Raw genomic sequence first — 23,929 nt, 5'->3', positions numbered from 1 at the left:
ATGGTTATGGTGTTGGTCCAATTGGAGCGGTCTTTATAGTATCTTCTTTAACTCCGTCAAAATAGGTTTTTGCGCCGCCATTACTCTTCAGTGTGATATAGTAATCAAGTTTGTTGGCGTTTGTGGCATTTTTCTTAACAAGAACGAATGAATTTGTTTCATCATACTTATCAGTACCGTTACCTTGGGGATCTACAGGGTTCTTCTCCAAGAATCCGTCATCCACAATATCTTTCAGAGTAATTTTTTGATCATCACCTTCGTTGGCTTTAAAATCCTCCACGGTAATCTTGTAGCGGGCTCCATCAATAATCAATTGAGCATTGGCACGGTGGGATTCCTTCTTGGTTTTGCCGATGATACCTGTGATGGACGGCACGGCAATGGCAGCGATAATTGCCAGAATGACGATAACCGCCAATAACTCAATCAAGGTCAACCCCTTTTCATTCTTGTGCAGCTTCTTTAAGGAAAATTGCGGCAACTGAAACCCTCTAACCAGCCTCTGAACTCCTGTCATTTCTACTTCCACACTCCCATTCATTATTTGTTGTGAGCCTTCGGATTGCATTAAACAGCTAAGACCATGCATTTTTTTGTTTCACCCCCCTTCGCGGCAAGCTATTCTTCGACTTAATTCAACATATTGTCATACATCTTGAACATCGGCGACATAATCGCCGCGACAATGATTCCTACAATAGCTCCGACAATAAGCAGCATCAGCGGCTCAATGACGGATTTTAGCCGATCAACGCTTTGATCCACATCCGTTTCATAAAAATCCGCAACCTTCGACAGCATTTTATCTACCTGCCCGGTTTCCTCACCAATGATAAGCATCTGCGTCACCATGGGAGGGAATAATCCGCTGCGGGTAAAAGGTTCGGACAGCAGCTTCCCTTGCTGCAGGCTGCCTCTGGCTTCCTTCAGCACCACTCCCAGTACCTTGTTGCCTACGACCTGCTCCGTAACCTCCAGAATCTGGAGAATGGGGACAGCGCCCATAAACAGGGAGGACATGGTTCTGGCAATTCGTGCAATGGCCGACTTTTTCAGAATGCTACCGAAGATGGGAATTTTGAATTTCAGCTTGTCCCTGAGCATTTTGCCCTCTTCAGTTGCCAGAACGCTCCTAATAATGAATACGGCGCCCACAATCAGAATCAGGAATACCCACCAGTAATCTACAACCGCATTGCTTGCTCCCATAACGAAGCGGGTAATCCAGGGCAAAGTCGCCCCTTGATCGGCAAACATACCGGCGAATGTGGGCACAATCTTGATCAGAAGGAAAATGACAACGATGATGGCAATGATGAGCACAACAATCGGATACGTCATGGCCGATTTAACCTTCTGTACCGTCTTATGCTCCTTCTCATAATGATCCGCCATCCGGTCCAGCACTTCGTCCAGATTACCGCCGGTTTCGCCGGAGGCAACCATATTTACGAACATGCTGGGGAAAATCTTTGGATGATCGCCCATCGCCTTGGACAGGTTATGTCCGTTGCGGATTTGATCCGATACATCGCCTATAGCCAGCTTCAGCCGTTTGGCGGTAGATTGGTTTTCCAATATGCCCAAAGCCTGGTCAATTTGAATGCCAGAGCGGATCAGTGTGGCAAATTGGCGGCAAAAGATGACAAAGTCCTCTAATTTTACCGATTTGCCTATATTGATTTCGGCATCCATGATGGTGGCTGCTTTCTCCTGGACACTGCGGATGATCAAACCCTTGCTCCGCAGTTCTGTAATGGCTGTCTGCTTATTTAGAGCACGAACGATGCCTTTTACTTTTTTTCCGGAGTCATTCACGGCCTCATATGCAAAATTAGGCATTGCCGGCATTCCTCCCGTTCTTATTCATCAGATACAGCCTTCAGTACCTCTTCCGTCGTGGTTTGTCCATTTTTTACCTTCCAGAGGCCATCATACATCATGGTTTTGTAGCCGGTTTCCGCCAAATGGGCCTCTATCTCATTAACAGGCCTGTTCTGGGCAATTAATCTGCGGAGAGGCTCATCTACTGCCAGCACCTCATGAACAGCCAGCCGTCCGCTATAGCCGGTTTTGTTGCAGGCTCCACATCCCCGGCCCCGGGTCAGCATAACAGGCGGCGGCTCAGTCGGCTCTCTGCGGAAGAAGCCCACTCCCACAGCCTCTGCCAGCTTTTGATTATCTGTGCCGATCAAACCGTAGGTTTGCAGCAGCTTCCGTTCGTCCTCTCTGGCGGGAACGCTTTCACTGCACTCCCGGCATACCCGGCGCACCAGGCGCTGGGCGACAATGCAGGATAACGAAGAAGCAATTAGATAAGGATCAATCCCCATATCGATTAACCGGCTTATGGTGCTGACAGCGCTGTTGGTGTGAATGGTGCTCAAAACCATATGCCCCGTAAGGGAGGCGCGCACCGCAATTTCCGCCGTTTCCGAATCCCGGATTTCGCCCACCATGACGATATTGGGGTCTTGGCGGAGAATGGACCGGAGACTGGCCGCAAAGGTAAGTCCGATTTGGCTGTTGACCTGCACCTGAGTAATCCCCGGCATCCGGTACTCCACGGGGTCTTCGGTCGTGACTATTTTCACACTGTCGGTGTTGAGTTCGCTGAGTGCAGAGTACAATGTGGAGGTTTTACCGCTTCCCGTAGGGCCTGTGATCAACACAATCCCGTTAGGCTTCCGGACCATCCGTTCAAATACCTTCTGGTTGGACTCGCTTAAGCCCAATTCCGAAACCTTCTTCAGCCCTGCCGATTGATCCAGTATCCGGAGCACAATGCTTTCGCCATGCACCGTAGGCAGGGTGGACATCCGTATATCGATTCTGCGGTTGTCAACCTGCATCTGAATCCGTCCGTCCTGGGGCAATCTTCTCTCGGCAATATTCAGCTTGGCGATAATCTTCATTCTTGCCGTAAGCACACCCTGCATGCTCTTGGCCAAGGCCTTCTCCGTTCTGAGCACACCGTCTATCCGGTACTTTACAATGATCTGTTTTTCCTGGGGGTCAATATGAATATCGCTGGCTTTCTGCTGAACGGCCGATTGAATAATTTGATTGACCAGCTTAACGATGGGCGAACCCTGATCCTGGGCCTCCTGCTCCTCATCCTTGCCCTCCAGCTTGGTTAAATCCTCCATCAGCTCATCTACGGATTCCTTCATCCCGTAATTTCGGGTGATGGCCTGCTCCACCTCGGAGCGGACTGCGATCAAGGGTTGAACGCTCATTCCCGTGGCCATCCGGATTTCCTCAATGGCGTCATAATTGAGGGGATCACTCATGGCAACCTTGATTTTCCCGTTTCTTTTCTCGATTGGAATGACACAGTGCTTGCGGGCCAACGCCTCGGAAATCATTTGCACAGCGGTAATATCAAGCGGTGTTTCAAATATATTGACAACAGGGAATCCAAGTTGGAATTCCAACGCCTCAACCAGTTGGCGCTCGGAGATGAGGTTTTGTTCAATCAGGATTTCTCCGAACTTCTTTTTGGTGTGGACCTGCTGCTTCAAGCCCTGCTCCAACTGCTCCTCGGTGATTAGCCCGTTCATAACCAGCAATTCACCAATTCTCATTCAGAACCTCTCTCCTTTCATCAAGAGAATATCCGTTCTCATCCCCATTAGCGGGCCTTCATTTCCTCGGCAGTTGGCCCGCGTGCCACAACTTTGGGAAGAGGAGCATAATAATCTTTCGCCACGACGTGAACAATATCGCCTTCCTTGGCTTTGACCTGAACCAGCAATCCCGGTTTCCCTTCCTGCTGTGTTGCTTCTCCTTTTCCGGCACCCAGATTAAAGTCAACCAATTCCACCTTTTCGGCCTGAAAAGGCTCCTGAACAACCTCCAGATTGACGGGAGTCCACTTTGTGTCCGGATTTCCTTTGAGATACACAATGGGGTAGCTTCCGGATAAGGTGACTCCAACCTGCATCGCAAACTTGTTGGGATTAAACAGGGTCAGATCCTTGCCATCCTGATAGGCCACATCATAACCCGCCGTTGCATATGCCGGCAGCTCCTGATGGATATGCCGCTCGCCAATTGTTAAACCCGCCCTTAACGCTGTTTCGTACAACAATCCTGCAATTTGAGAAATCTCATCCTGCTTCAGCTCCAGCTTGGCTGAAGCAACTGTGTTTTTGACCCATGCATCCAGTGAAAACAATTCATTCGGCTTGAGTGTCACTTTGGCCAGCTCATCCAGCCAGGCTTTCGCTCCATCACTTGCTGTTGCAGTGTTAGTGGATTGAACCAGCAATTGGTCGCCGGTTGCGCTTTTCCCCGTATCGGGAGCGGCAGTTGGAGCAGCGGGCTGTGCTTGGGCGTCCTTTGTAGGAGCAGGCGATGGCTGTATGCTGGCGTTGGCCGCATCTGTAGGCTTCGGGGATGCAGTTTCTTTGGACAGCCATGACGGCAAGCCCGCCGGTTCGGCAATCTCGATAATTCCAAGCTGCCACAATCCTGCAACAACCAATCCGCATCCGGCCGCCAAGCTAAGCGCCCATCCCATATACCGTAAGATTCCACTTCTGCGCTTTTGTCTCATTCCATTCGTCCTTTCCACTTTTCAGCAAAATCCCTTAGAAGCCGACTACCGATCGACGAAATCCTGTTTCTTCCAACAGCATAACCGGAAGAAGCATTTTTGGAAAATAGTACACATACATTATGTCTTTTTTCCTAATGCACCATATGTACTGCAGATGCGTTACTTGAGTCCGTAGCCTATGCGAAGGGGCCAAAAGTATCATATTGCGCCCAGTACCCGGAGAATGAGAGAAGCCTTGGAATTTACCCTAAGCTTGTTATTAATGCGCGTCACATAAACGCGGACTGTATTTTCACTGATGCCCACTACCTTGCTGATTTGCTTGTAGTCATAGTCCAAAATCCAATACATGGCTACCTCCTTCTCTCTTGGAGTAAGCGGAAGATGTCTCAGCCGCTCCTCCAATATCTCCTCGACAAACCAGACCTTTCCCTGCGCTTCCGCTTTTTTGAGCTGATACTCCAATCTGGCGCTGATGGACTCCAGACAAGGATAAATAATCGGTCCGGGAATATTATGAAACGAAGAGAAGGCCAGGTAAGCGGCAATATGATTCTCCGAATTCCGTATCGGGATGGACAGGGTAATCCAATCTCTCATGGTTGTCAGATAATGCTGCTCCCCGCAGATCACTACAGCTCTTTGCAGCTCAATGGCCGCCGATACGGCATTGGTTCCTGCGCTGGAAAAGGATAAGGAGGTGCCTACTCCAATATTATTCATCTGCTCCGCATTGGAAATCGACACCTCGTCCCCGGTAATGTAGATAATCACTCCATTTGTATCCGTTACCATTAAGATGCATGGAAAATAAAAAGCTTGGGCTCCCAATAAATCTTCCTTCCTGATGATATCCATCAAGGTTTGGCATTTTGTAAGCAGGCGCTCCAGCATCTTCCCCGATAACCGGAAGCGGACACGCATAGTATCCTTCTGTACCCCGTTATGGATAGACTTTTGCTCAAACCGCTCCATTTCTTCAGAAGAAACTCCGATCGCATTTGAAAAAAAATCGCCTTTAATCTTGTCTGCAAATACGCCCATTATTCTCATCCCCCTTTATCCAATATTCGACTCTACTTTATAAATAACACATTAATTCTACATGATGACAATAATGCACGTGCATTATACCAAGTCATAAAGCAAGATTTTTTAATTTTTAGAATTTTCTTTTTTTTCAGAAAGTAATAAGAGATGCTCACACAAGTGAATATCCATGAGGCATGCTGCAACGGTCTGTGCAATCTCCTACCGGAGGCCATCTTTTGTCGATTGATGAACTCCTGGAGTCTTGAAAATTCCTCGATTTTTGTCGATTGATCTGCATAAATTCCCCAAACAGAGAATCATGCTGTGCCGCGGCAGAACACAACAGCGTTTATTGACAGCGCTTCATATTTTAAAAATGGCCTTTAAGGACGACCCCGCTTCTCCGCAAAGACTCCGATAAGGATTTTCCTCATTGTTAAGATATTGTAAAAATCTTGTATATTAATGATTATACAAAGCTTGGTTAAAGACCTGCGTAAACTTCACCGAATATATGATCAAAATTAATTATCCACAATTGTGCAGATATTGATTTTTTTATTGGTTCCATGAGAAAAACTCCTATCGGAGTATTTCGAGAATGAGCGGCCGCGTTAAGCGGTGAGAAAAACGCCCGCGGCGTCCTTTGGAGCTGCGCGTTGATCAAGACGTTTGAGTTTGACGGACTGTGGTTCCGCTATCATCCTGACAACCTGCGTTTCAAGAAAGCCGAGCCGCTTCCCGCCCTCCAAGAATTTCACTTTCGGCATGGCCGAAGCTTATAATCTTTACGTGTAAAAAATAAAAAGCCGGGGATCAATTCCTCGGCTTTTTCGTCTTCTGCTCTATTTTCATGGATGGAGAATGCACAATTAGGCCTGGCGCTTTTCCAGTTCTTGAACCAACTGGTCATTGAGGATTTTAATGTAGGTTCCCTTCATGCCCAGAGACCGGGTTTCGATGACGCCGGCGCTTTCCAGCTTCCGCAGCGCGTTGACGATCACGGAACGGGTAATGCCCACGCGGTCGGCAATTTTGCTGGCTACCAGAAGCCCTTCCTTGCTTTTCAGCTCGTCGAAAATATGCTCAACGGCCTCCAGTTCACTATACGAAAGGGAGCCGACCGCTACCTGGACAATGGTTTTGCGCCGGGCTTCAATCTCGCTTTCCTCTGCGCGCTCGCGCAGAATTTCCATGCCCACAACAGTGGCTCCGTACTCAGCCAGAATCAGATCATCCTCGCCGAACGGGTCTTCCGTCCTGGCCAAAACCAGGGAGCCCAAGCGGTCCCCGCCCCCCATAATCGGGATAATGGTCAAATAATGCTGCTCAAACAGGCTTTGCAGCTGATTGGTCACCTGGACATACGGATTTTCCGGGTCGAGGTTGGAAACGGTCTCCTCCACCCTCAGCAGGAGCTGGTTCTGCTCCGGGGTAAGTCTTTTGTCCTGAAACAGAACCCGGTTGGTCTCCGGCGAAGCCAATACCCCGGCGGCTGCGCAGCCGAGAATTTTGCCCTTGCGGCTAATCACGTACACACTGGCTGCCATGGCATCCCGCAGAACCTCGGTCATTTCCATAAACGACAAAGCTTTGCCGGCCGCCCTTTGCAAGAGCCGGTTCAGCCGTCTTGTCTTCGAAAGCAATTGCATTTCCCAAATCCCCCTATTATCATTCAACAATTTCCCGCAAAGCGAAGCAGGTCTCAAGAAGCGGATTTCCATAACTTTGCGGGAAGCCCCGCCGCTACAGAATGTATTGGCTCAAATCGCGGTTCCGGGCAATATCCGACAGCTTCTCCCGGACATATTCCGGGGTCACCTGGAAAGCCTCCAGCTGAAGATCCGGCGCTTCAAACGACAAGTCCTCCAGCAGCTTCTCCAGAATGGTGTGCAGCCTCCTGGCGCCGATATTCTCCGTATGCTGGTTCACGTCCACGGCGATCTGGGCCAGTTCGTCAATGGCCTGGTCGGTGAAGGTGATGGTAATGCCTTCTGTTTCCAGAAGGGCTGTATATTGCTTGGTCAAGGCATTCTGCGGCTCCTTCAGGATGCGCACAAAATCCTCATGGTTCAGACTGCCCAGCTCCACCCGGATGGGAAAGCGTCCCTGAAGCTCAGGGATCAGGTCCGACGGCTTGGCAATGTGGAAGGCCCCCGCGGCAATAAACAGGACATAATCGGTCTTGACCGGCCCGTATTTGGTCATGACTGTCGAGCCTTCGACAATGGGCAGAATGTCGCGCTGCACCCCTTCCCGGGACACATCGGGACCGCTGCCCTTGCCGGTGCTGGCCACCTTGTCGATCTCGTCGATAAAAATAATGCCCGACTGCTCCGCCCGCTGCACGGATTCGGAGATAACCTCGTCCATATCCATCAGCTTCTGGGCTTCCTGCTGGATCAGCACCTTGCGCGCTTCCCTAACCGGAAGGCGGCGCTTCTTGGTTTTCTTGGGCATCAGGCTGCTGAACATCTCCTGCATATTCATGCCCATCTGGTCATTGCCCTGGCCGCCCAGAATGTCCATCATGGAAGGCGTGTGATCCTCCACCTCGATCTCGATCTGCTCGTTCTCCAGCTCCCCGCGGGCCAGCTTCTCCCTGACGGCGGCGCGGCCTGCGGCCACTCCCGAATCCGGCTCCTCCCGCTCCGGCTCCGGCTCCTTCTGGCCGCCGAAAAGCATCTCCAGCGGGTTGCGGCCGGATTTGTTCCTGTTGGCCCCGGGAACCAGGAATTGGATGATCCGCTCCTCGGCCAGCTTGCCTGCCCGGTCCTTCAGGGCCTCGGTCTTTTCGGCCTTGACCATCCGGATGGCGGTTTCCACCAGGTCCCGGACCATGGATTCCACATCCCGGCCCACATAGCCCACCTCGGTAAACTTGGTGGCTTCCACCTTCACGAAGGGCGCATTCACCAGCTTCGCCAGCCTGCGGGCGATTTCCGTCTTGCCCACGCCGGTGGGGCCGATCATCAGAATATTCTTCGGAATGATCTCATCGCGCATCACGTCCTGGAGCAGGGTTCTCCTGTAGCGGTTGCGAAGGGCCACGGCGACGGATTTTTTGGCCTGCTTCTGGCCGACGATATATCTATCCAATTCGGAAACAATCTCTCTTGGGGTAAGCGCGGAGCCTTTCATAATCCATCCCTCCATCCGATTTGTGTGGCTACAATACTTCTTCCACAATAATATTACGGTTGGTGAACACGCAGATATCGGCGGCAATCTCCAAGGAAGCCTTGGCAATGTCCCGGGCCTCCAGATGGCCGGCGTGGGCCTTCAAGGCTCTTCCCGCAGCCAAGGCGAAGTTCCCGCCGGAGCCGATGGCCAGAATGCCGTCGTCGGGCTCGATGATTTCGCCGTTGCCGGAAATCAGCAGCAGATCCTTTTTGTCCATGACGATCATCATGGCCTCCAGGCGGCGCAGCACCCTGTCGGAGCGCCAATCCTTGGCCAGCTCCACCGCCGCGCGCTGCAGATTGCCCTGATGCTCCTCCAGCTTCCCCTCGAACTTCTCGAACAGCGTGATGGCATCCGCCACCGATCCGGCAAACCCCGCAGCCACTTGGCCCCGGTACAGGCGGCGCACCTTCTTCGCTGTGTTCTTCATCACCATGCTGTTGCCGAAGGTAACTTGGCCGTCCCCGGCGATAGCGCCTTTATTGTTGTGACGGATCGCAAAAATCGTGGTAGCGTGAAAATCTCCCATGAAAATCCCTCCTGAGATAGCTGGGCTTTGCATGAGCAAAGCCAACTTCGTAAGCATCCGCTGAGCTTTACGCAGTAAAGCCTACTTCGTAAGCATAAACTGTGCTGAAATCGGATCTGACGGAAGCCACAGCCCTTCCGGCGCGCAAAACCCCGGGAGGGGCCTGCAAGCTGAAGCCATCCGCGGGGTGTTCGAGTTAAGCGCAATATGAATATAGTAACACAGCTTGCGAACGGCATACAAGGGACATCACTTTAAATTGCCCACAAAATTCTGAATTGTCCGAAGAGCCCGTTCCGCCAGCTTTTCATATCTCAGCTTCTTATTCCTAATCCGCTCCTCCGGAGGCGGCAGCAGCCCGAAATTGGCATTCATCGGCTGGAAGTGGCCGGACTCCGTGGAGACAATATAATGGGCCATACTGCCGATTGCAGTGTCCGCAGGCAGCACCAGCGGATCTTGGCCATGCCACAGCCGGGCTGCGTTGAGACCGGCAGCCAGACCGGAAGCGGCAGATTCCACATACCCTTCCACACCTGTCATTTGGCCGGCAAAAAACAGGTTCGGCCGCGATCTGAACTGATACGTCGGCGAAAGCAGCTTGGGCGAATTAATGAAGGTATTGCGGTGCATGACGCCATAACGGACAAACTCCGCCTGCTCCAGCCCGGGAATCAGGGAGAAAACCCGCTTTTGCTCGCCCCACTTCAGATGAGTCTGGAAACCAACCAGATTGAACAGCGTTCCCGCCGCATTGTCCTGGCGCAGCTGCACCACGGCATGGGGCAGTTTGCCCGTGTGGGGATTGATCAGCCCAACCGGCTTCATCGGTCCGAACAGCACCGTTTGGCGCCCCCGCTTGGCCATCACTTCAATAGGCATGCAGCCCTCGAAATAAACTTCCTTCTCAAAAGCTTTCACGGGAGCGGCTTCCGCTTGAATCAGCTCATCGTAGAAGCGGTTGAACTCCTCCTCCGTCATCGGGCAATTCAGGTAAGCCGCTTCCCCCTTGTCATACCGGGAGGCCAGGTATACCTTGCTCATGTCCACAGATTCCTTCTCCACAATCGGGGCTGCCGCGTCATAGAAGTAGAGGTATTCCTCCCCGGTCAGCGCCTTTAAGCTTTCCGACAGCGCGGGGGAGGTCAGCGGCCCGGAAGCGACCACCACGATTCCCTCCGCAGGAAGCTCGCGGATTTCCTCGTTCCGCACCTCCACCAGCGGATGGTTGCGGAGCGCCTGGGTGACGCCGCCGGAGAAGCCCTCCCGGTCAACCGCCAAGGCGCCCCCGGCAGGAACGGCGTGCTTGTCCGCCTCGCGCATAATAAGAGAGCCGAGAAGGCGCATTTCTTCCTTCAATAAGCCTACCGCATTGGTCAGGCCGTTGGCCCGCAGGGAGTTGCTGCAGACCAGCTCCGCGAATTGATCCGTAATATGGGCCGGCGTTTTGGCTGCCGGTCTCATTTCGTAGAGGATCACCGGCACGCCGCGGCTGACCAGCTGCCAGGCGGCTTCGCTGCCCGCCAGTCCGGCTCCGATCACAGTAACAGGCTGTTGTTGAGTCACAATGAATCTTTCCCCCATTATTTGAAATTGCATTCTAAGCTTCAAGTTTTGTCACAAAACAAAGGCCGGCAGACCGCATATTCGCTGTCTGCCGTTTAAGCATCCCATCATGAATAGAAGCGCGCCATCTGACCGGTTAGAGACTTAATCCTCGAAGTCCGCGGCTTCCTCAGCCGGTTCCTCTTTATAATCGCATTTGGAGCACTGGATTACCGTGCCGTTGCGGTTGGTTTTGGTAATGAGCATCTGGCCGCATTCCGGGCAGTTCCGTCCCACCGGGCGGTCCCAGGAGACGAAGTCGCACTCCGGATAGCGGTCGCAGCCGAAGAATACTCTTCCCTTCTTGCTGCGGCGCTCCACGATGGTTCCCTTGTTGCAGGAGGGGCACACCACGCCGGTGCCCTTAATAATCGGCTTGGTGTTGCGGCAATCGGGGAAGCCCGAGCAGGCCAGGAATTTGCCGAAGCGGCCCATTTTGTAGACCATATGGCGGCCGCATTTCTCGCAAAGCTCGTCGGAAACCTCATCCTGGATTTCGATTTCCTTCATTTCCTCTTCCGCAACCTCAAGGCGCTTCTCGAAGGATTCATAGAACCCGCTTAATACCTTCACCCAGTTTTCGCGGCCTTCCTCCACATGGTCAAGCTCCTCCTCCATCTGGGCGGTAAAATCCACGTCGAGAATTTCCGGAAAAAACTCCTCCATCAGCTCGATCACCAGCTCCCCAAGCTCCGTGGGAATAAACCGCTTTTCCTCCAAAGCCACATAGCCGCGCTTCTGGATGGTTTCCAGAATCGGCGCATAGGTGCTGGGTCTGCCGATGCCCATCTCCTCCAGCGCACGCACGAGTCGGGCTTCGGAATACCGGGGAGGCGGCTGGGTGAAATGCTGCTTGGGCTCCACAGCCTCCCGCTTCAGCACATCATCCTTGGCCAGGGGGGGCAGGAACTTCTCTTCATCGCCGGAAGGGGTCTCCTCGTCGCTGCTTTCCACATATACCTTCATAAAGCCGGGGAATTTCACCTTGGAGCCAACCGCCCGGAACATGGAGTCCCCGGCAAGAATATCCACGGTCATGGTATCCATTACGGCGGAGGACATCTGGCTGGCGACGAAACGTTCCCAGACCAGCTTATACAGCCGGAATTGGTCGCGGCTAAGGAATTCCTTAACCTCCTCGGGAGTCCGCAGCACCGAGCTGGGCCGGATGCCTTCATGAGCGTCCTGGGCGTTGGCGGCTTTTTTCACATATTGCCTGGGGGTCTCCGGATAATAGGCTTCGCCGTACTTCTCCAGAATGAAGCCCTTGGCTTCCTCCTGGGCCACCGGTGAAATCCGGGTGGAATCCGTACGCATGTAGGTGATAAGACCTACAATCCCCTCTTTGCCCAAATCGATGCCCTCGTACAGCTGCTGGGCCACCGACATGGTTTTGGAGGCGCGGAAATTCAGCTTTCTGGCCGCTTCCTGCTGCATCGTACTGGTAATAAAGGGGGCTGAAGGGTTGCGGGTCCGCTCCTTCTCCCTTACCTCGGATACGATGAAATCGGCGCCCTCCAGACCCTGGAGAATGGCCTGAACCTCCGCTTCCTTATGAAGCTCCTGCTTTTGCCCGCCTGTGCCGTAATACTTGGCCTCGAAGCCGTTGGCACCGGACTTGAGCTGCACGGTAATGCTCCAATACTCCTCCGGGATAAACGCCTTGATCTCATTCTCCCGGTCATTGATCAGCTTCACGGCAACGGACTGCACGCGGCCTGCGGACAGGCCCTTCTTGACCTTCTTCCACAGAAGCGGGCTGATCTTATAACCCACCAGCCGGTCCAGAATCCGTCTTGCCTGCTGGGCGTTGACCAGATCCTTGTTGATGGGCCGGGGCGTTTTGAAGGCATCCTTCACCGCCTGCTTGGTAATCTCATTAAACACCACCCGGCATTCTTCCGTATCATCCAGGTCCAGATAATGGGCCAGATGCCAGGCAATCGCTTCCCCTTCGCGGTCAGGGTCAGCCGCCAGATAAACCTTTTTCACTTTTTTGCGGGCATCCTTCAATTCCTTGAGAATGTCCCCCTTGCCGCGGATGGTAATATATTTGGGTTCAAAATTGTTGTCGACCTCGACGCCCATTTGGCTCTTCGGAAGGTCACGGATATGGCCCATGGAAGCCTTCACGATATATTTGCTGCCCAGGTATTTCCCGATGGTTTTGGCTTTGGCGGGCGATTCCACAATAACTAGCGAGTCTGCCATTTGCCTTCCTCCCCCCTGGATATTTGAATGGTTCCTGCTGATCTTTATGATAGAAGCATATATAACGAGCCCGGAAGTTGCTCGATCCTCTTCTTCAACTGTAAAGATAACAGAATTGAATGCAAATGTCCAAAATTTGTTTGCAAGCGCTCTATCAGCTCGTCGATGGAGGCGGGACCATCCGCCAAAACCGCCGCCACCCGCTCCTCTTCCGCGGTTAATGCAGGAATGTATTCTCTAGTGTACGCCATCGCCTCCAGGCTATTCCGGCCAAAGCCCGGCAGGTGCCCGTATTCGGATAAAATATCTCCGGCCGACGCAACAAGCTTGGCCTTGTTATCGCGGATCAGATCATGGGCGCCCCTGCTTTTGGGCGAGGTAATCTGGCCGGGAACGGCAAATACGTCCCGGGACTCGCTTTCCGCATATGTGGCGGTAATCAGGGAGCCGCTTCTGGCCGCCGCCTCCACCACCACCGTACCCAGGGACAATCCGGCGATAATCCGGTTGCGCTGGGGGAACAATCCCTGAGCCACCGGTGTGCCGGGCGGATACTCCGACATAACCAAACCCTGCTCGGCGATTTTCCGGTACAAAAGCGTATGCTCCCGGGGATAAATCACATCGATCCCGCAGCCCAGCACCGCGATGGTGCTCCCCGTTCCCTTCAGCGCACCCTCATGGGCTTCCCCGTCAATGCCTCTGGCCATGCCGCTGACGACACACACATCCGACTGGGACAGCTCCTCCGCCATCCGGGAGGCGACTCTTTTGCCGTATACGGTGGGGGTGCGGGTACCTACCATGGCGATGGCATACCTCCGGAGCAGCTCCCTCCTTCCGATGGTATAGATCACCCACGGAGGAGCCGCCGTCTCATTCAGGAAAGGGGGATAGTCCTCGTCTCCCCTGGCAATAGGGACAATCGGGGATCGGGCATATGCCTCCTCGACCCGCTGCAGATAGTCCCGGGACAGACCCCTGGACAAAAGCTCCGCCTTGCCGGGGGCCAGGTGCAGCCTGGCCAATTGCCCCGGTGAAAGACCGGCCAATTCTGCCAGGTCGGGAAAATAGTCCGCAAGCTGCCGGATGGTCTTCCAGCCGATGCCTTCCATTTCATGCAAAGCCACTAATACATGATGATGATTCATGAGTTTTCAGTCTCCTTTAGTCATAAAATAAAAAGCCCTCCGATCTCCGCGTTTGACGCGAATAATCGGAAGGCTGCTTGCCTATCCGTATGGATTATGAGCTGGTAACGCAATGCTGGAGAATGCCCTTGTCTTCCAGAACGGAAACAAGGGTGGCCCCCATCTCTGCAGGGGTGGGCGCAACCCGGATGCCGCAGCGCTCCATCACCGCCACCTTCTCTGCCGCGGTGCCCTTGCCGCCGGAAATAATGGCGCCGGCATGGCCCATGCGCTTGCCTGCGGGAGCCGTCTGGCCGCCGATAAAACCCACTACCGGCTTGGTCATGTTGGCCGCCACCCATTCCGCCGCTTCCTCCTCGGCGGTGCCGCCGATCTCGCCGATCATAATCACGGCATGGGTATCCGGATCTTCATTAAACAGCTTGAGGATATCGATAAATTCGGAGCCCTTCACCGGATCGCCGCCAATGCCGACGGCGCTGGACTGGCCGATGCCGCGGGTGGTCAGCTGATGAACCGCCTCATAGGTGAGGGTGCCGCTGCGGGAAACCACGCCTACGTGGCCGGGCATATGGATATACCCGGGCATAATCCCGATTTTGCATTCCCCGGGCGTGATGACGCCGGGACAGTTGGGGCCGATCAGCCGGGTGCGCTTCCCTTCCATGAACCGCTTCACACGGACCATATCCAATACGGGAATTCCCTCCGTTATGCAGATGCACAAATCCAGATCGGCATCCACCGCCTCCATGATGGCATCCGCCGCGAAGGCCGGGGGAACATAAATCACCGAAGCGTTGGCGCCTGTGGCCTCCTTGGCTTCGCTTACCGTATTATACACCGGAAGCTGGACTGTTGTCCCGTTTTCCAAAGAAAAATCCACTTTAAGCCCGCCCTTGCCGGGAACCGCCCCGGCCACCATCTGAGTGCCGTACTCCAGGCCGCCTTTGGTATGGAACATGCCTGTGGCTCCTGTCATATTCTGCGTAATCACCTTGGTGTGTTTGTTTACCAGAATGCTCATATCTACCGCTCCTCCCCGGAAGGATATGGATTAGACCCTGCCCACCTGTGCCACAATCTTCTGCGCCCCGTCGGCCATGGAATCCGCCGCAATAATATTCAGGCCCGATTCCCCCAAGAGCCGCTTGCCCTGCTCCACATTGGTGCCCTCCAGCCGGACCACCAAGGGCCGGTCCAGCCCCACCTGCTTAGCCGCCTCGATAACGCCTCCGGCAATCACATCGCAACGCATGATCCCGCCGAAAATATTGACGAAAATCCCTTTTACCTGCTCATCCTTCAATATAATCTTGAAGGCCTCCGTCACCTTTTCGGCGGTAGCGCCTCCGCCAACATCCAGGAAATTGGCCGGCTCCCCGCCGTAATATTTGATAATATCCATCGTCGCCATAGCCAGACCCGCGCCGTTGACCATACAGCCGATATTGCCGTCCAAGGCAATGTAGGAGAGGCCAAACTTGGAGGCTTCAATTTCCTTCTCGTCCTCCTCGTCCAAATCCCGCAGCGCCTGAATATCCGGGTGCCGGTACAACGCGTTGGAATCGAAGTTCAGCTTGGCATCCAAGGCCATCACCTGGCCGTCGCCGGTTACCACAAGGGGATTGATCTCCGCAATGGAACAATCCTTATCCACAAAAGCATTGTAAAGCGCTGTCATAAATGCGACAGCCTTCGACACCAGCTTATCCGGGATGCGGATGGCAAAGGCAAGCTTCCGGGCTTGGAAAGCCTGCAGCCCTACGGCCGGATCGATCACTTCCTTAAAGATTTTCTCGGGGGTACGGGCCGCCACCTCTTCAATCTCGGTGCCCCCTTCCTCCGACGCCATCATCACCACTCGGCCAGTTGCCCGGTCCACCACTACGCCGAGGTAATATTCCTTCTGAATGTCGCAGCCCTGTTCAATCAAAAGCCGCTTCACCACCTTGCCCTCCGGACCGGTCTGATGGGTCACCAGCACCTTGCCGAGAATCTGCTCCGCAAAGCTCCGGACTTCCTCCAGATTGCGGGCCACCTTTACGCCTCCCGCCTTGCCGCGGCCTCCGGCATGAATCTGCGCCTTCACCACCACCACGCTCGTTCCTAAAGCCTCGGCCGCTTCCACTGCTTCCTCCGCTGAAAACGCAACGATGCCATCGGGAACCGCGACTCCGTATTGCTTCAATACAGCCTTGCCCTGATACTCATGGATATTCATGGCCCGAGTCCTCCCTCATTCATTATGCAACACCGCCCCATAGCGGACGGAGCTGCCCTTTGCTGCGGCTGCTGTTACTCACGGATGCAGGTAATAGTTGTATTCGCTTAACTGGGTAAATAATCCTTCACACAATCGTCAATTATGACAATTTAGAAAACCTTTTCATATTGTATCATGCCCGCGAAAATTTTGCCTTTATTTTTATATGCGAATTATTATATTTTTAGAAAGGTGCTCCCATATGCTCTTTGCCACTTCCCGGTTCCCCTCTACTGCGTAGTCCCTTAACGGGCATCTCAGGGGGGCTCTGTGCTTCCGCCCCTCCGACCGGCACCTCTGGAAGCGGCTCGTCTGTCCGCGACCAGCAGATATTCTGGCCCCTCACGGATATCTGCACCACCGCCCCTGCCCCCGCAGCACCATGGATATTCCCTCCGCCCGGACAAACCCGGCAAACTCATAACCACCGGCTTAGCCGATGGCTTCCATCAGCCCTATAAGGGCATGGTACTAGCACGCGCCTAAGAAGGCGCATGGAATATCTGCCAACCGCGGGACTCTCACGGGCTGGCCCCAACAAGCAATTTTTTGTGGTTTGACCGCAGGGAAAACTACAAAAAATGTGCAACTGTGGCCACAGTTGCCCTGCTTGCCAGTTAGCGGAAAGGCAAAATATAGTCTCTTTCGTTAGTCATTGACACGCATAAAAGCAATGATATAATCAATATGACTATAAAATTTGTTTTAGTCATATTAATTGGAGGAGCGCTTATGCCACGATTTAGTGATAACGAAAAAGAGGTCATACGGCAACGGCTACTAACGGAAGGAGAGCGGTTATTTACCACGTTCGGCCTCAAGAAAGTTTCTATTGATGAAATTATTGCGGCGACTGGCATTGCCAAAGGCTCGTTTTATGCTTTCTATCCAAGCAAAGAACATCTTTTTATGGATATTGCGGTGAGCCAGCAAGAGAAAATGTGGTCAGAAATGGTTGCCTTTTTACAAGAACATTCCGACTTATCACCCCGCGAACTCGTAAAGCAAACGGTTATGTTTATGCTTGGACAATTTAGCCGATATCCCCTTATTCAGAGCATTGATGGTGATACAACCGATTACTTGTTTCGCAAATTGCCCAAAGAAGTGATTGAAGCGCATACAAAAGATGATAGCGCAGAGCTTTTGAAGCTGGAACAATACGGCGTTCATTTTACTTGCGATATTTCTGTTGTGACGAAAATATTGCAAATGTTGGCCGTTAACTTTTTCAATCTGTCGCAAGAGGAAGAAAAAATACGCACGGAAATTATCAATATCATGTTGGATGGCATTCTGAAAGAGATTGTGAGGGAAAATAAATGATTAGTGTTCAAAATGTCTTTCTCAAATATCCTGGCACCAAAGCAGATACGATACAGGGTATCAGCTTTGCGGTAAAACAAGGGGAAATCTTTGGTTTTCTCGGCCCGTCCGGCGCGGGGAAAAGCACCATGCAAAAGATACTCACCGGCGTACTCCGCGACTATCGCGGAACTGTGCGCGTGTTTGACAATGAAGTGAAAAACCGAACAAGCGATTATTATGAAAAAATTGGCGTCGACTTTGAGTTTCCCAACTTTTATAGCAAGTTTACCGCGCTCGAAAACTTGAATTACTTTGCTTCTTTATATAATGCAAAGGCTATTGCTCCAATGGAATTGCTTGAAAAGGTCGGGCTTCAAAACGACGCAAATAAAAAGGTTGGGGATTTTTCTAAAGGGATGAAAATGCGGCTCGGCTTTGTCCGTTGTCTAATGCACCGCCCCGAACTGCTTTTTTTGGACGAACCTACAAGCGGGCTTGACCCCGCGAACGCTAGAACGCTCAAAGATATGATTTTGGAGCAAAAGGCGACGGGTAAAACAATTATCTTAACAACCCACAATATGCACGACGCAGAGGAGCTTTGTGACCGTGTGGCCTTTATCGTTGACGGAAAAATCAAAGCCCTTAACACCCCCCATGCTCTAAGGCAGAGCGGAGCGGATACAAAAGTGGCGTTCAGTTTTATGCAAGGCAGGCAAGAGATAGAAAAAAGCTGTCTGCTTGCGGAACTTGGAAAATCTGCGGAGTTTGAAACAGCCTTAAAAGCGGGAGTCTTGAAAAGTATTCACTCAAAAGAGCAAACACTTGAAGATGTGTTTATCGCGCTGACGGGCAGGTGTTTACAATGAGATTTTTTTCCGCTTTCGCGAATGATGTTCGGTATCAAGTGAAATACGGTTTTTATTTTCTCTATGCTTTTATCACGGCTATTTACATAGCGATATTGTTTGTCGTCCCGGGAGAATACAAAAAAACGGTTGCGTCCATCATTATTTTGACCGACCCGGTCATGCTCGGCACATTTTTCATCGGCGGGATATGGCTTTTGGAAAAAGGTGAGGGACTACATGACTATTGGGGCATTTCCCCCTTGCGCCCAGTGGAATATATCTTATCCAAAGCGGTATCGCTGTCCGTTATTTCCACATTGGCCAGTTGCCTTCTTGTATTGATCGGGTTAAAAGAACAGGCTGATTTTTTCACATTAAGCATTAGCGTTTTTGTGGGTTCAATGGTTTTCACGAGTTTTGGGCTGTTTGTTGCGTCATACGCGCGAAGCGTCAACCACTACATGATACTTGTCACGCCGCTTGAAATATTTGTTTCACTTCCCCCGATATTGGCGGTCTTTGGTCTGTCGCTTCCGATTTTTGATGTGCTGCCCGGCGTTGCGCTGTGGCGTATCATCGGCCATTCCATCGGCATGAACGGCGGCGAAACAATTTGGCTATATATTATTCTTATACTCTGGCTCGGGGTTGCACTTCTTTTGACGACGAAAAGAATACCTGTCGCTATGCAAACAGAGGGTGGTGAGAGATCATGAGGCAAACCGTTAAATTGTTTCAAATTGGAATAAGGCAGATTACAAGAGATGGAATGTTACTTGTGCTGTTACCCGCGCCGTTTTTGATTGGGCTGATTTTCAAGTTGGCTATTCCCTTTGCAAACCAAATATTGGAGGATATGTTATCTTTTTCACTGATACCGTGGTACGGACTTGTGGATGGCTTGCTCATTTGCCTAACGCCTATGCTAATGGCCATGGTGTCAGCGTTCCTATTGCTTGAAGAACGGGACGAGGGTATCGGCGCGTTTTATCAAATTACGCCGACAGAGGGCTATGCCTATCTAATGGCGCGTATCGGCTTTCCTATGGTCTATTCCTTGCTTGTAACGGGTTTTGCGGCGGCGGTTTTTAACATATCGGGTTTGTCCATAGGCGCGATAGTGTGCAGCTCTTTCATTAGTACACTAATGGGGAGCGCATTGGCAATGATGATTGTATCTATCGCCGGAAATCGTGTGGAGGGGCTTGCCATATCAAAATTGGCAGGCGTTAGCCTGTTGGGGCTTGTGACCGTGTGGTTTATTCCCGCCCCCTATGCGCTGTTAGCTGCATTTCTTCCGTCGTTTTGGATTGGAAAAATGATGATGAAGGACATAAGCCTATTCTCGATTATTATGGGATTACTCTTTTGTTTACTTTGGATTGTCATTTTTACGAGAAAGTTTCAGAAGCGGATATACAAATGAGAAAAACTCCTATCGGAGTATCTCGAAGATGAGCGACCGCGTTTAGCGGAAGTTTTTATCGCCAATCAGAATGTTTGCCTTACGCGCTTTAGCGCTATAAAGAACTTAAACATTCTGATGTGGTAAAAAAACACCGGCTCCCCAGAGCGCGGTGTTTTGTCTTTTCCGTATCATTGCATCCCTTGTCCGGGATAGGTGTTATGCCGCGGCTCCCTCTCCGCCTGCTTGACAAAGCGAAGCTCATTGCCGGTAAAGCCGCATACCCGGCATTGGATATTCGGCTCCGCCTCCGCAATGGGCGTCGGCTCCTCCTGAACAGTGACGGAACCGCTAATGGCATCCTTCATGAAGCTTTGGCTGTAAGTGGTCACTACATTGAACTTCACCCGGTTGGAGCGGCAATTGGGGCAAAAATAGGGTTTATCCTGCATTTGGCTATCTGTCATTATGCTCACCTCTATCTCCAGTATTCCCCAGCCGCCGGTTATTCTATTCTTGGGCAGCATCCGGTGATCGGCAAACATCGGACACTATTTTGTCTAAATCTGCGATTGCCCGAGAAATAACCCTAAATCTGAACAGCAGCCCCGGGTGCTGAACCCTAAAGAGCGGTGCCTCTTTTGGGCACAAACAGGTTGGACATATCGGCGCCCTCCAGCTCAAGCAGCTTCACTTTTGTTTGAACACCGCCTGCATAACCTGTCAAGCTGCCGTTTGAGCCTACAACCCGGTGACAGGGAATAATGATGGAGATCGGGTTGTGCCCAACGGCCCCTCCCACCGCCTGACTTGACATACGATCCTTTCCCAGCTTCGCGGCCATCCTTTTTGCAATGTCGCCGTAGGTGATTACCTCGCCATATGGAATCTCACATAAGATGCCCCATACTTCCCGGCGAAACTCTCCGCCAATCGGGGCTAACGGCAATTGGGAAATGGCGGGCCTTTCACCGGCAAAATAGCTGTCCAGCCAATTGTGCGCAGCCTTGAACACCGGTATGCAGCTTTTCTCCATCATCTCCCCGGAGATGGTGCCGCCGTAATACTTTTGTCCGTCCAACCACAAGCCAACAAGATGATCTCCGTCGCATGCAAGGGTCATGGTTCCTACGGGTGACGAATATGTTGTCCTATAATACATGAGCCGCCTCCTTATAATGAGTTCCAAAGGCTGACGGTGGCATAGCTGCGCCACGGCCGCCACGCTTCCGCCATTTTCAACAATTCTTTTGAAGTGTGGGGCTGCAATGCTTTTTTCACGCCGGCATCCGTTTCAAGGAAAGCATCCGGCCATTCCATCGCCCGCATTGCGATATACTGTGCCGTCCAGCTTCCAATGCCGCGGATTGTCATCAGCTTCTTCATTTCTTCCTCCGGCCGGGCCGGGAGGTTAACATCAATTTCCCCCTGGGCGATTGCCCGCGCCAGCTCATCAATGGTTTTTGCCCGCGCTGCAATTACACCTAACCGGCCAAGCTCATGCTCAATTGGCCCGCTCAACGCAAGGATATCTTCGGGTGAGGGAAAAATATGGGTCAATCCCTCAATCCCGGTTTGGATCGGCGTGCCATAGGCATCAACCATCCTTGCGGCCAATGTGCTTGCGGCTTTCACCGTAATTTGCTGTCCAAGCACGGCCCGCACCGCCATTTCAAAGGCGTCGAAGCATCCCGGCAAGCGGGTGCCCAATACACAAAGCCCCGGGCGGATGTCGTTCATTCCCTGGAGGGTCTCATATACCGCATTCGGGTCGCAATACAAGTCAAATAAATGCCGCACCCGCGCCAAAACCTGCGGCAATACGGGCAATAAGGCTTCACTGAGGGTGACGGTCAGGGCGTTTTTTTTAGGCAGGTGCCCTACCCGCACCCAACCGTACACATCCTTTTTCTCTGCGGTTGCTAAACGCACGGTGCGCATATATTCGCCGTTCTGTACCTTATCAATTCCCGCAATGGTACGCCCGGCAAGGAAGTTCAGCATGTCTTCCCAAGGATAGGGCGGGCGGTAGCCTAAAGCTAAAGTCACTCCGCCATTATGCCTTTTTTTCTCCGAAGCCCGTTTTCGTAGAACCGTCGGCGAAAGCTGATATTGCTTTTTGAAAAGATCGTTAAACCGGCGCAAGCTGCCAAAACCCGCTGCCATGGCAACCTCCAGAACCGGCAGCTCTGTGTCTGTAAGCAGGTTTTTGGCAAGGAGCAGTCTGCAGGTTTGGAGATACTGAACCGGCGACACCTGATATTCCGCTGCGAACACGCGCCGCAGATGCCGGTCCGTACAACCAAGCCGTGCGGCAAGCTCGTCCAAACTTAGCCCGCTGCCGCAGTTTTCCTCCAGCATCCTCGCCGCCCGATAAACCAGATTGGCGGTGGCGTCGGTGATGGAGCTGCCGGGTGCAAGCTCCGGCCTGCACAACAAGCAAGGGCGGTATCCCGCTTGCTCCGCTTCCGCTGCCGTATGATAAAAAGTGCAGTTTTCCGGCTTGGGCTGCTTGGCCCGGCACACCGGACGACAGTATATCCCCGTGGACGATATGCCTACAAAGAAACGTCCGTCAAAACGGGCGTCCTTCGCCTTAAACGCCGCATACAGAGCATTTTTGTGATCTGTCATCCTTTCGCCCCCCTTTCCTGAGGTGGTTTTATTATATCACGCCTCCCCAAAATGTCCGGCCATTTTCGGACATGGTTTTTCAAGACAAAAAAAAGTGCCTGAATCCACAAAAGGATTCAGACACCGCATCACATTATAATGGTAAGCACAAGCTCCCGCTCCCGGGCATTTCAAAATAGGCTCTACAGCAGCTCCTTGCGCAGCTGCTCCGGCGATTTCGGCGAAAGCAGGCCAAACGGAATATCGAAGACGGTAAATGCGCCGGATTGTTGCTTTTGCGCCAGGCGATAGGCCGCACGTGCATAGGCAACCAGCACGCTGGCGGTAAATTCGGGATTGCTGTCCAGCTTCAGGCTGAACTCGACAATCTGGGTATTCCCGGCGCCGGTCCGCCCGCTGCGGATCACATTTCCGCCATGGGGCATGGAACCGTGTTCTGCAGCCAGCGTCTCCTCGCTTACGAAATGCACCACCGTATCATAATCGGCAAAATAGTTGGGCATAGTGCGAATCTCCTCGGCAATCGCCTCCGTATCCGCCCCTTCCTCCGCCACCACGAAGCACTCCCGGAGATGCTTGTCCCGGGTAGCCAGCACCGGATATTCACCGCTGCGCACCCGCTCCACCGCTTCTTCGCGGGGAATGGTGTATTGGATGCCGTTCTTGACGCCCTTGACACGGCGGATGGCATCGGAATGGCCCTGGCTTACGCCTTTGCCCCAGAAGGTGTATTCATTTCCCTGGGGCAGCACGGCTTCGGCCAGCAGCCGGTTAAGGGAAAACAGCCCCGGGTCCCAGCCGGTGGAAATGACGCTGACCGTACCCGTCGCGCGGGCGCTTGCATCCACTTCCGCATAATACTCCGGAATCCGCGCATGGGTATCGAAGCTGTCCACCGTGTTGAACAGCTTCGCCAGCGCCGGGCCTTGCTCCGGCAGATCGGTGGCGGAGCCGCCGCACAGGATCAGCACATCGATTTTTCCTTGATAAGATTGAATATCGGCAATGGATACCATGGGCGACTCCGCACGGACACTGCCCGGGTTGCGGCGCGTGAAGATCGCCTCAAGCCTCAAGTCGGGATTTTGCCGGATGGCCGCCTCCACACCCCGTCCCAGATTGCCGTAACCCACGATGCCTATCGAAATTTGCTTTGTCATTGCTGCAATTACCTCCGCTTCGATTAT

The 23,929-nt window shown here is 52.6% G+C and carries 21 protein-coding genes and 1 pseudogene; 4 read left to right on the top strand and 18 right to left on the bottom strand.

Going from position 1 to position 23,929, the window contains the following annotated elements; genetic code table 11:
• Nucleotides 1–4: 4 nt before the first annotated feature.
• The 13 genes from DQG13_RS07250 to sucC form a co-directional block, all read right to left on the bottom strand.
• Nucleotides 5–520: a prepilin-type N-terminal cleavage/methylation domain-containing protein gene (locus DQG13_RS07250; RefSeq protein ID WP_181592631.1), complete on the bottom strand. Its 516-nt coding sequence runs from the start codon at nt 518–520 to the stop codon at nt 5–7.
• 113 nt (nt 521–633) lie between these two features.
• Nucleotides 634–1,845, bottom strand: a complete 1,212-nt coding sequence (locus DQG13_RS07245; protein WP_181592630.1) for a type II secretion system F family protein — start codon at nt 1,843–1,845, stop codon at nt 634–636.
• A gap of 20 nt (nt 1,846–1,865) precedes the next feature.
• Complete coding sequence (locus tag DQG13_RS07240) at nt 1,866–3,590, bottom strand: GspE/PulE family protein (protein WP_113019087.1); 1,725 nt, start codon at nt 3,588–3,590, stop codon at nt 1,866–1,868.
• Between the two features lie 47 nt (nt 3,591–3,637).
• Nucleotides 3,638–4,510, bottom strand: coding sequence for a VanW family protein (locus DQG13_RS07235; RefSeq protein WP_181592629.1), 873 nt, complete (start codon nt 4,508–4,510; stop codon nt 3,638–3,640).
• Nucleotides 4,511–4,765: 255 nt separating this feature from the next.
• Nucleotides 4,766–5,341 carry a LuxR C-terminal-related transcriptional regulator gene (locus DQG13_RS07230; protein ID WP_181592628.1) on the bottom strand — a complete coding sequence of 192 codons (576 nt, stop codon included), beginning with the start codon at nt 5,339–5,341 and terminating at the stop codon, nt 4,766–4,768.
• Between the two features lie 1,130 nt (nt 5,342–6,471).
• A complete protein-coding gene (gene codY, locus DQG13_RS07225; RefSeq protein ID WP_113019084.1) occupies nt 6,472–7,251 on the bottom strand; it encodes a GTP-sensing pleiotropic transcriptional regulator CodY in 780 nt (259 codons plus the stop codon).
• A 94-nt stretch (nt 7,252–7,345) separates the two neighbouring features.
• On the bottom strand, nt 7,346–8,740 hold the full coding sequence (hslU, locus tag DQG13_RS07220) for an ATP-dependent protease ATPase subunit HslU (protein ID WP_113019083.1): 1,395 nt from the start codon (nt 8,738–8,740) through the stop codon (nt 7,346–7,348).
• 28 nt (nt 8,741–8,768) lie between these two features.
• Nucleotides 8,769–9,311, bottom strand: a complete 543-nt coding sequence (hslV, locus tag DQG13_RS07215) for an ATP-dependent protease subunit HslV (RefSeq protein WP_113019082.1) — start codon at nt 9,309–9,311, stop codon at nt 8,769–8,771.
• A gap of 249 nt (nt 9,312–9,560) precedes the next feature.
• Nucleotides 9,561–10,877 carry an FADH(2)-oxidizing methylenetetrahydrofolate--tRNA-(uracil(54)-C(5))-methyltransferase TrmFO gene (gene trmFO / locus DQG13_RS07210; protein WP_113019233.1) on the bottom strand — a complete coding sequence of 439 codons (1,317 nt, stop codon included), beginning with the start codon at nt 10,875–10,877 and terminating at the stop codon, nt 9,561–9,563.
• A gap of 144 nt (nt 10,878–11,021) precedes the next feature.
• Nucleotides 11,022–13,127 (bottom strand): type I DNA topoisomerase, encoded by a 2,106-nt coding sequence (gene topA / locus DQG13_RS07205; RefSeq protein WP_113019081.1) that lies wholly within the window; start codon nt 13,125–13,127, stop codon nt 11,022–11,024.
• A 44-nt stretch (nt 13,128–13,171) separates the two neighbouring features.
• Nucleotides 13,172–14,278, bottom strand: a complete 1,107-nt coding sequence (dprA, locus tag DQG13_RS07200) for a DNA-processing protein DprA (protein WP_113019080.1) — start codon at nt 14,276–14,278, stop codon at nt 13,172–13,174.
• A gap of 94 nt (nt 14,279–14,372) precedes the next feature.
• Entirely contained in the window at nt 14,373–15,305 is a 933-nt protein-coding gene (gene sucD / locus DQG13_RS07195; protein ID WP_113019079.1) for a succinate--CoA ligase subunit alpha, read from the bottom strand.
• 30 nt (nt 15,306–15,335) lie between these two features.
• Nucleotides 15,336–16,502 (bottom strand): ADP-forming succinate--CoA ligase subunit beta, encoded by a 1,167-nt coding sequence (gene sucC, locus DQG13_RS07190; protein ID WP_113019078.1) that lies wholly within the window; start codon nt 16,500–16,502, stop codon nt 15,336–15,338.
• 774 nt (nt 16,503–17,276) lie between these two features.
• Between sucC and DQG13_RS07185 the strand changes: the two genes are divergently transcribed.
• The 4 genes from DQG13_RS07185 to DQG13_RS07170 are packed head-to-tail and all read left to right on the top strand — an operon-like array spanning nt 17,277 to nt 20,129.
• Complete coding sequence (locus DQG13_RS07185) at nt 17,277–17,870, top strand: TetR/AcrR family transcriptional regulator (protein WP_113019077.1); 594 nt, start codon at nt 17,277–17,279, stop codon at nt 17,868–17,870.
• Entirely contained in the window at nt 17,867–18,721 is an 855-nt protein-coding gene (locus DQG13_RS07180; protein WP_113019076.1) for an ABC transporter ATP-binding protein, read from the top strand. Before DQG13_RS07185 ends, DQG13_RS07180 begins: the two co-directional genes overlap by 4 nt.
• Complete coding sequence (locus DQG13_RS07175; protein WP_113019075.1) at nt 18,718–19,419, top strand: ABC transporter; 702 nt, start codon at nt 18,718–18,720, stop codon at nt 19,417–19,419. Before DQG13_RS07180 ends, DQG13_RS07175 begins: the two co-directional genes overlap by 4 nt.
• Nucleotides 19,416–20,129, top strand: coding sequence for an ABC transporter permease (locus tag DQG13_RS07170; protein WP_113019074.1), 714 nt, complete (start codon nt 19,416–19,418; stop codon nt 20,127–20,129). The genes DQG13_RS07175 and DQG13_RS07170 overlap by 4 nt, the downstream gene beginning before the upstream one ends.
• 170 nt (nt 20,130–20,299) lie before the next feature.
• Here the strand turns inward: DQG13_RS07170 and DQG13_RS07165 are convergent, their stop codons facing one another.
• The 5 genes and pseudogenes from DQG13_RS07165 to DQG13_RS07150 form a co-directional block, all read right to left on the bottom strand.
• Entirely contained in the window at nt 20,300–20,575 is a 276-nt protein-coding gene (locus tag DQG13_RS07165) for a hypothetical protein (RefSeq protein ID WP_258525508.1), read from the bottom strand.
• A gap of 155 nt (nt 20,576–20,730) precedes the next feature.
• Nucleotides 20,731–21,270, bottom strand: a complete 540-nt coding sequence (locus DQG13_RS07160) for a methylated-DNA--[protein]-cysteine S-methyltransferase (RefSeq protein WP_113019073.1) — start codon at nt 21,268–21,270, stop codon at nt 20,731–20,733.
• 11 nt (nt 21,271–21,281) lie between these two features.
• The gene (locus tag DQG13_RS07155) at nt 21,282–22,469 is read right to left on the bottom strand and encodes a DNA-3-methyladenine glycosylase 2 (protein ID WP_258525507.1); all 1,188 of its coding nucleotides are present in this window, start codon (nt 22,467–22,469) and stop codon (nt 21,282–21,284) included.
• A 72-nt stretch (nt 22,470–22,541) separates the two neighbouring features.
• Nucleotides 22,542–22,742, bottom strand: a pseudogene (locus tag DQG13_RS31835) (Ada metal-binding domain-containing protein); the annotation flags it as partial.
• A 182-nt stretch (nt 22,743–22,924) separates the two neighbouring features.
• A complete protein-coding gene (locus tag DQG13_RS07150; RefSeq protein WP_113019071.1) occupies nt 22,925–23,902 on the bottom strand; it encodes a diaminopimelate dehydrogenase in 978 nt (325 codons plus the stop codon).
• Nucleotides 23,903–23,929: the final 27 nt, after the last annotated feature.

Origin of the sequence: Paenibacillus sp. YN15, from assembly GCF_003285005.1 — a bacterium.
In the GTDB taxonomy this organism is placed as follows: Bacteria; Bacillota; Bacilli; order Paenibacillales; family NBRC-103111; genus Paenibacillus_AR.
This window is presented reverse-complemented; position numbering and strand designations above follow the sequence as displayed.

What these genes read in the sequence shown, in the direction of transcription:
- DQG13_RS07250 (WP_181592631.1), bottom strand. Translation starts at nt 520, where the DNA reads ATGACAGGAGTTCAGAGGCTGGTTAGAGGGTTTCAGTTGCCGCAATTT.
- DQG13_RS07245 (WP_181592630.1), bottom strand. Translation starts at nt 1,845, where the DNA reads ATGCCTAATTTTGCATATGAGGCCGTGAATGACTCCGGAAAAAAAGTA.
- DQG13_RS07240 (WP_113019087.1), bottom strand. Translation starts at nt 3,590, where the DNA reads ATGAGAATTGGTGAATTGCTGGTTATGAACGGGCTAATCACCGAGGAG.
- codY (WP_113019084.1), bottom strand. Translation starts at nt 7,251, where the DNA reads ATGCAATTGCTTTCGAAGACAAGACGGCTGAACCGGCTCTTGCAAAGG.
- hslU (WP_113019083.1), bottom strand. Translation starts at nt 8,740, where the DNA reads ATGAAAGGCTCCGCGCTTACCCCAAGAGAGATTGTTTCCGAATTGGAT.
- hslV (WP_113019082.1), bottom strand. Translation starts at nt 9,311, where the DNA reads ATGGGAGATTTTCACGCTACCACGATTTTTGCGATCCGTCACAACAAT.
- topA (WP_113019081.1), bottom strand. Translation starts at nt 13,127, where the DNA reads ATGGCAGACTCGCTAGTTATTGTGGAATCGCCCGCCAAAGCCAAAACC.
- dprA (WP_113019080.1), bottom strand. Translation starts at nt 14,278, where the DNA reads ATGAATCATCATCATGTATTAGTGGCTTTGCATGAAATGGAAGGCATC.
- sucD (WP_113019079.1), bottom strand. Translation starts at nt 15,305, where the DNA reads ATGAGCATTCTGGTAAACAAACACACCAAGGTGATTACGCAGAATATG.
- sucC (WP_113019078.1), bottom strand. Translation starts at nt 16,502, where the DNA reads ATGAATATCCATGAGTATCAGGGCAAGGCTGTATTGAAGCAATACGGA.
- DQG13_RS07185 (WP_113019077.1), top strand. Translation starts at nt 17,277, where the DNA reads ATGCCACGATTTAGTGATAACGAAAAAGAGGTCATACGGCAACGGCTA.
- DQG13_RS07180 (WP_113019076.1), top strand. Translation starts at nt 17,867, where the DNA reads ATGATTAGTGTTCAAAATGTCTTTCTCAAATATCCTGGCACCAAAGCA.
- DQG13_RS07175 (WP_113019075.1), top strand. Translation starts at nt 18,718, where the DNA reads ATGAGATTTTTTTCCGCTTTCGCGAATGATGTTCGGTATCAAGTGAAA.
- DQG13_RS07170 (WP_113019074.1), top strand. Translation starts at nt 19,416, where the DNA reads ATGAGGCAAACCGTTAAATTGTTTCAAATTGGAATAAGGCAGATTACA.
- DQG13_RS07165 (WP_258525508.1), bottom strand. Translation starts at nt 20,575, where the DNA reads ATGACAGATAGCCAAATGCAGGATAAACCCTATTTTTGCCCCAATTGC.
- DQG13_RS07160 (WP_113019073.1), bottom strand. Translation starts at nt 21,270, where the DNA reads ATGTATTATAGGACAACATATTCGTCACCCGTAGGAACCATGACCCTT.
- DQG13_RS07155 (WP_258525507.1), bottom strand. Translation starts at nt 22,469, where the DNA reads ATGCTGGAGGAAAACTGCGGCAGCGGGCTAAGTTTGGACGAGCTTGCC.
- DQG13_RS07150 (WP_113019071.1), bottom strand. Translation starts at nt 23,902, where the DNA reads ATGACAAAGCAAATTTCGATAGGCATCGTGGGTTACGGCAATCTGGGA.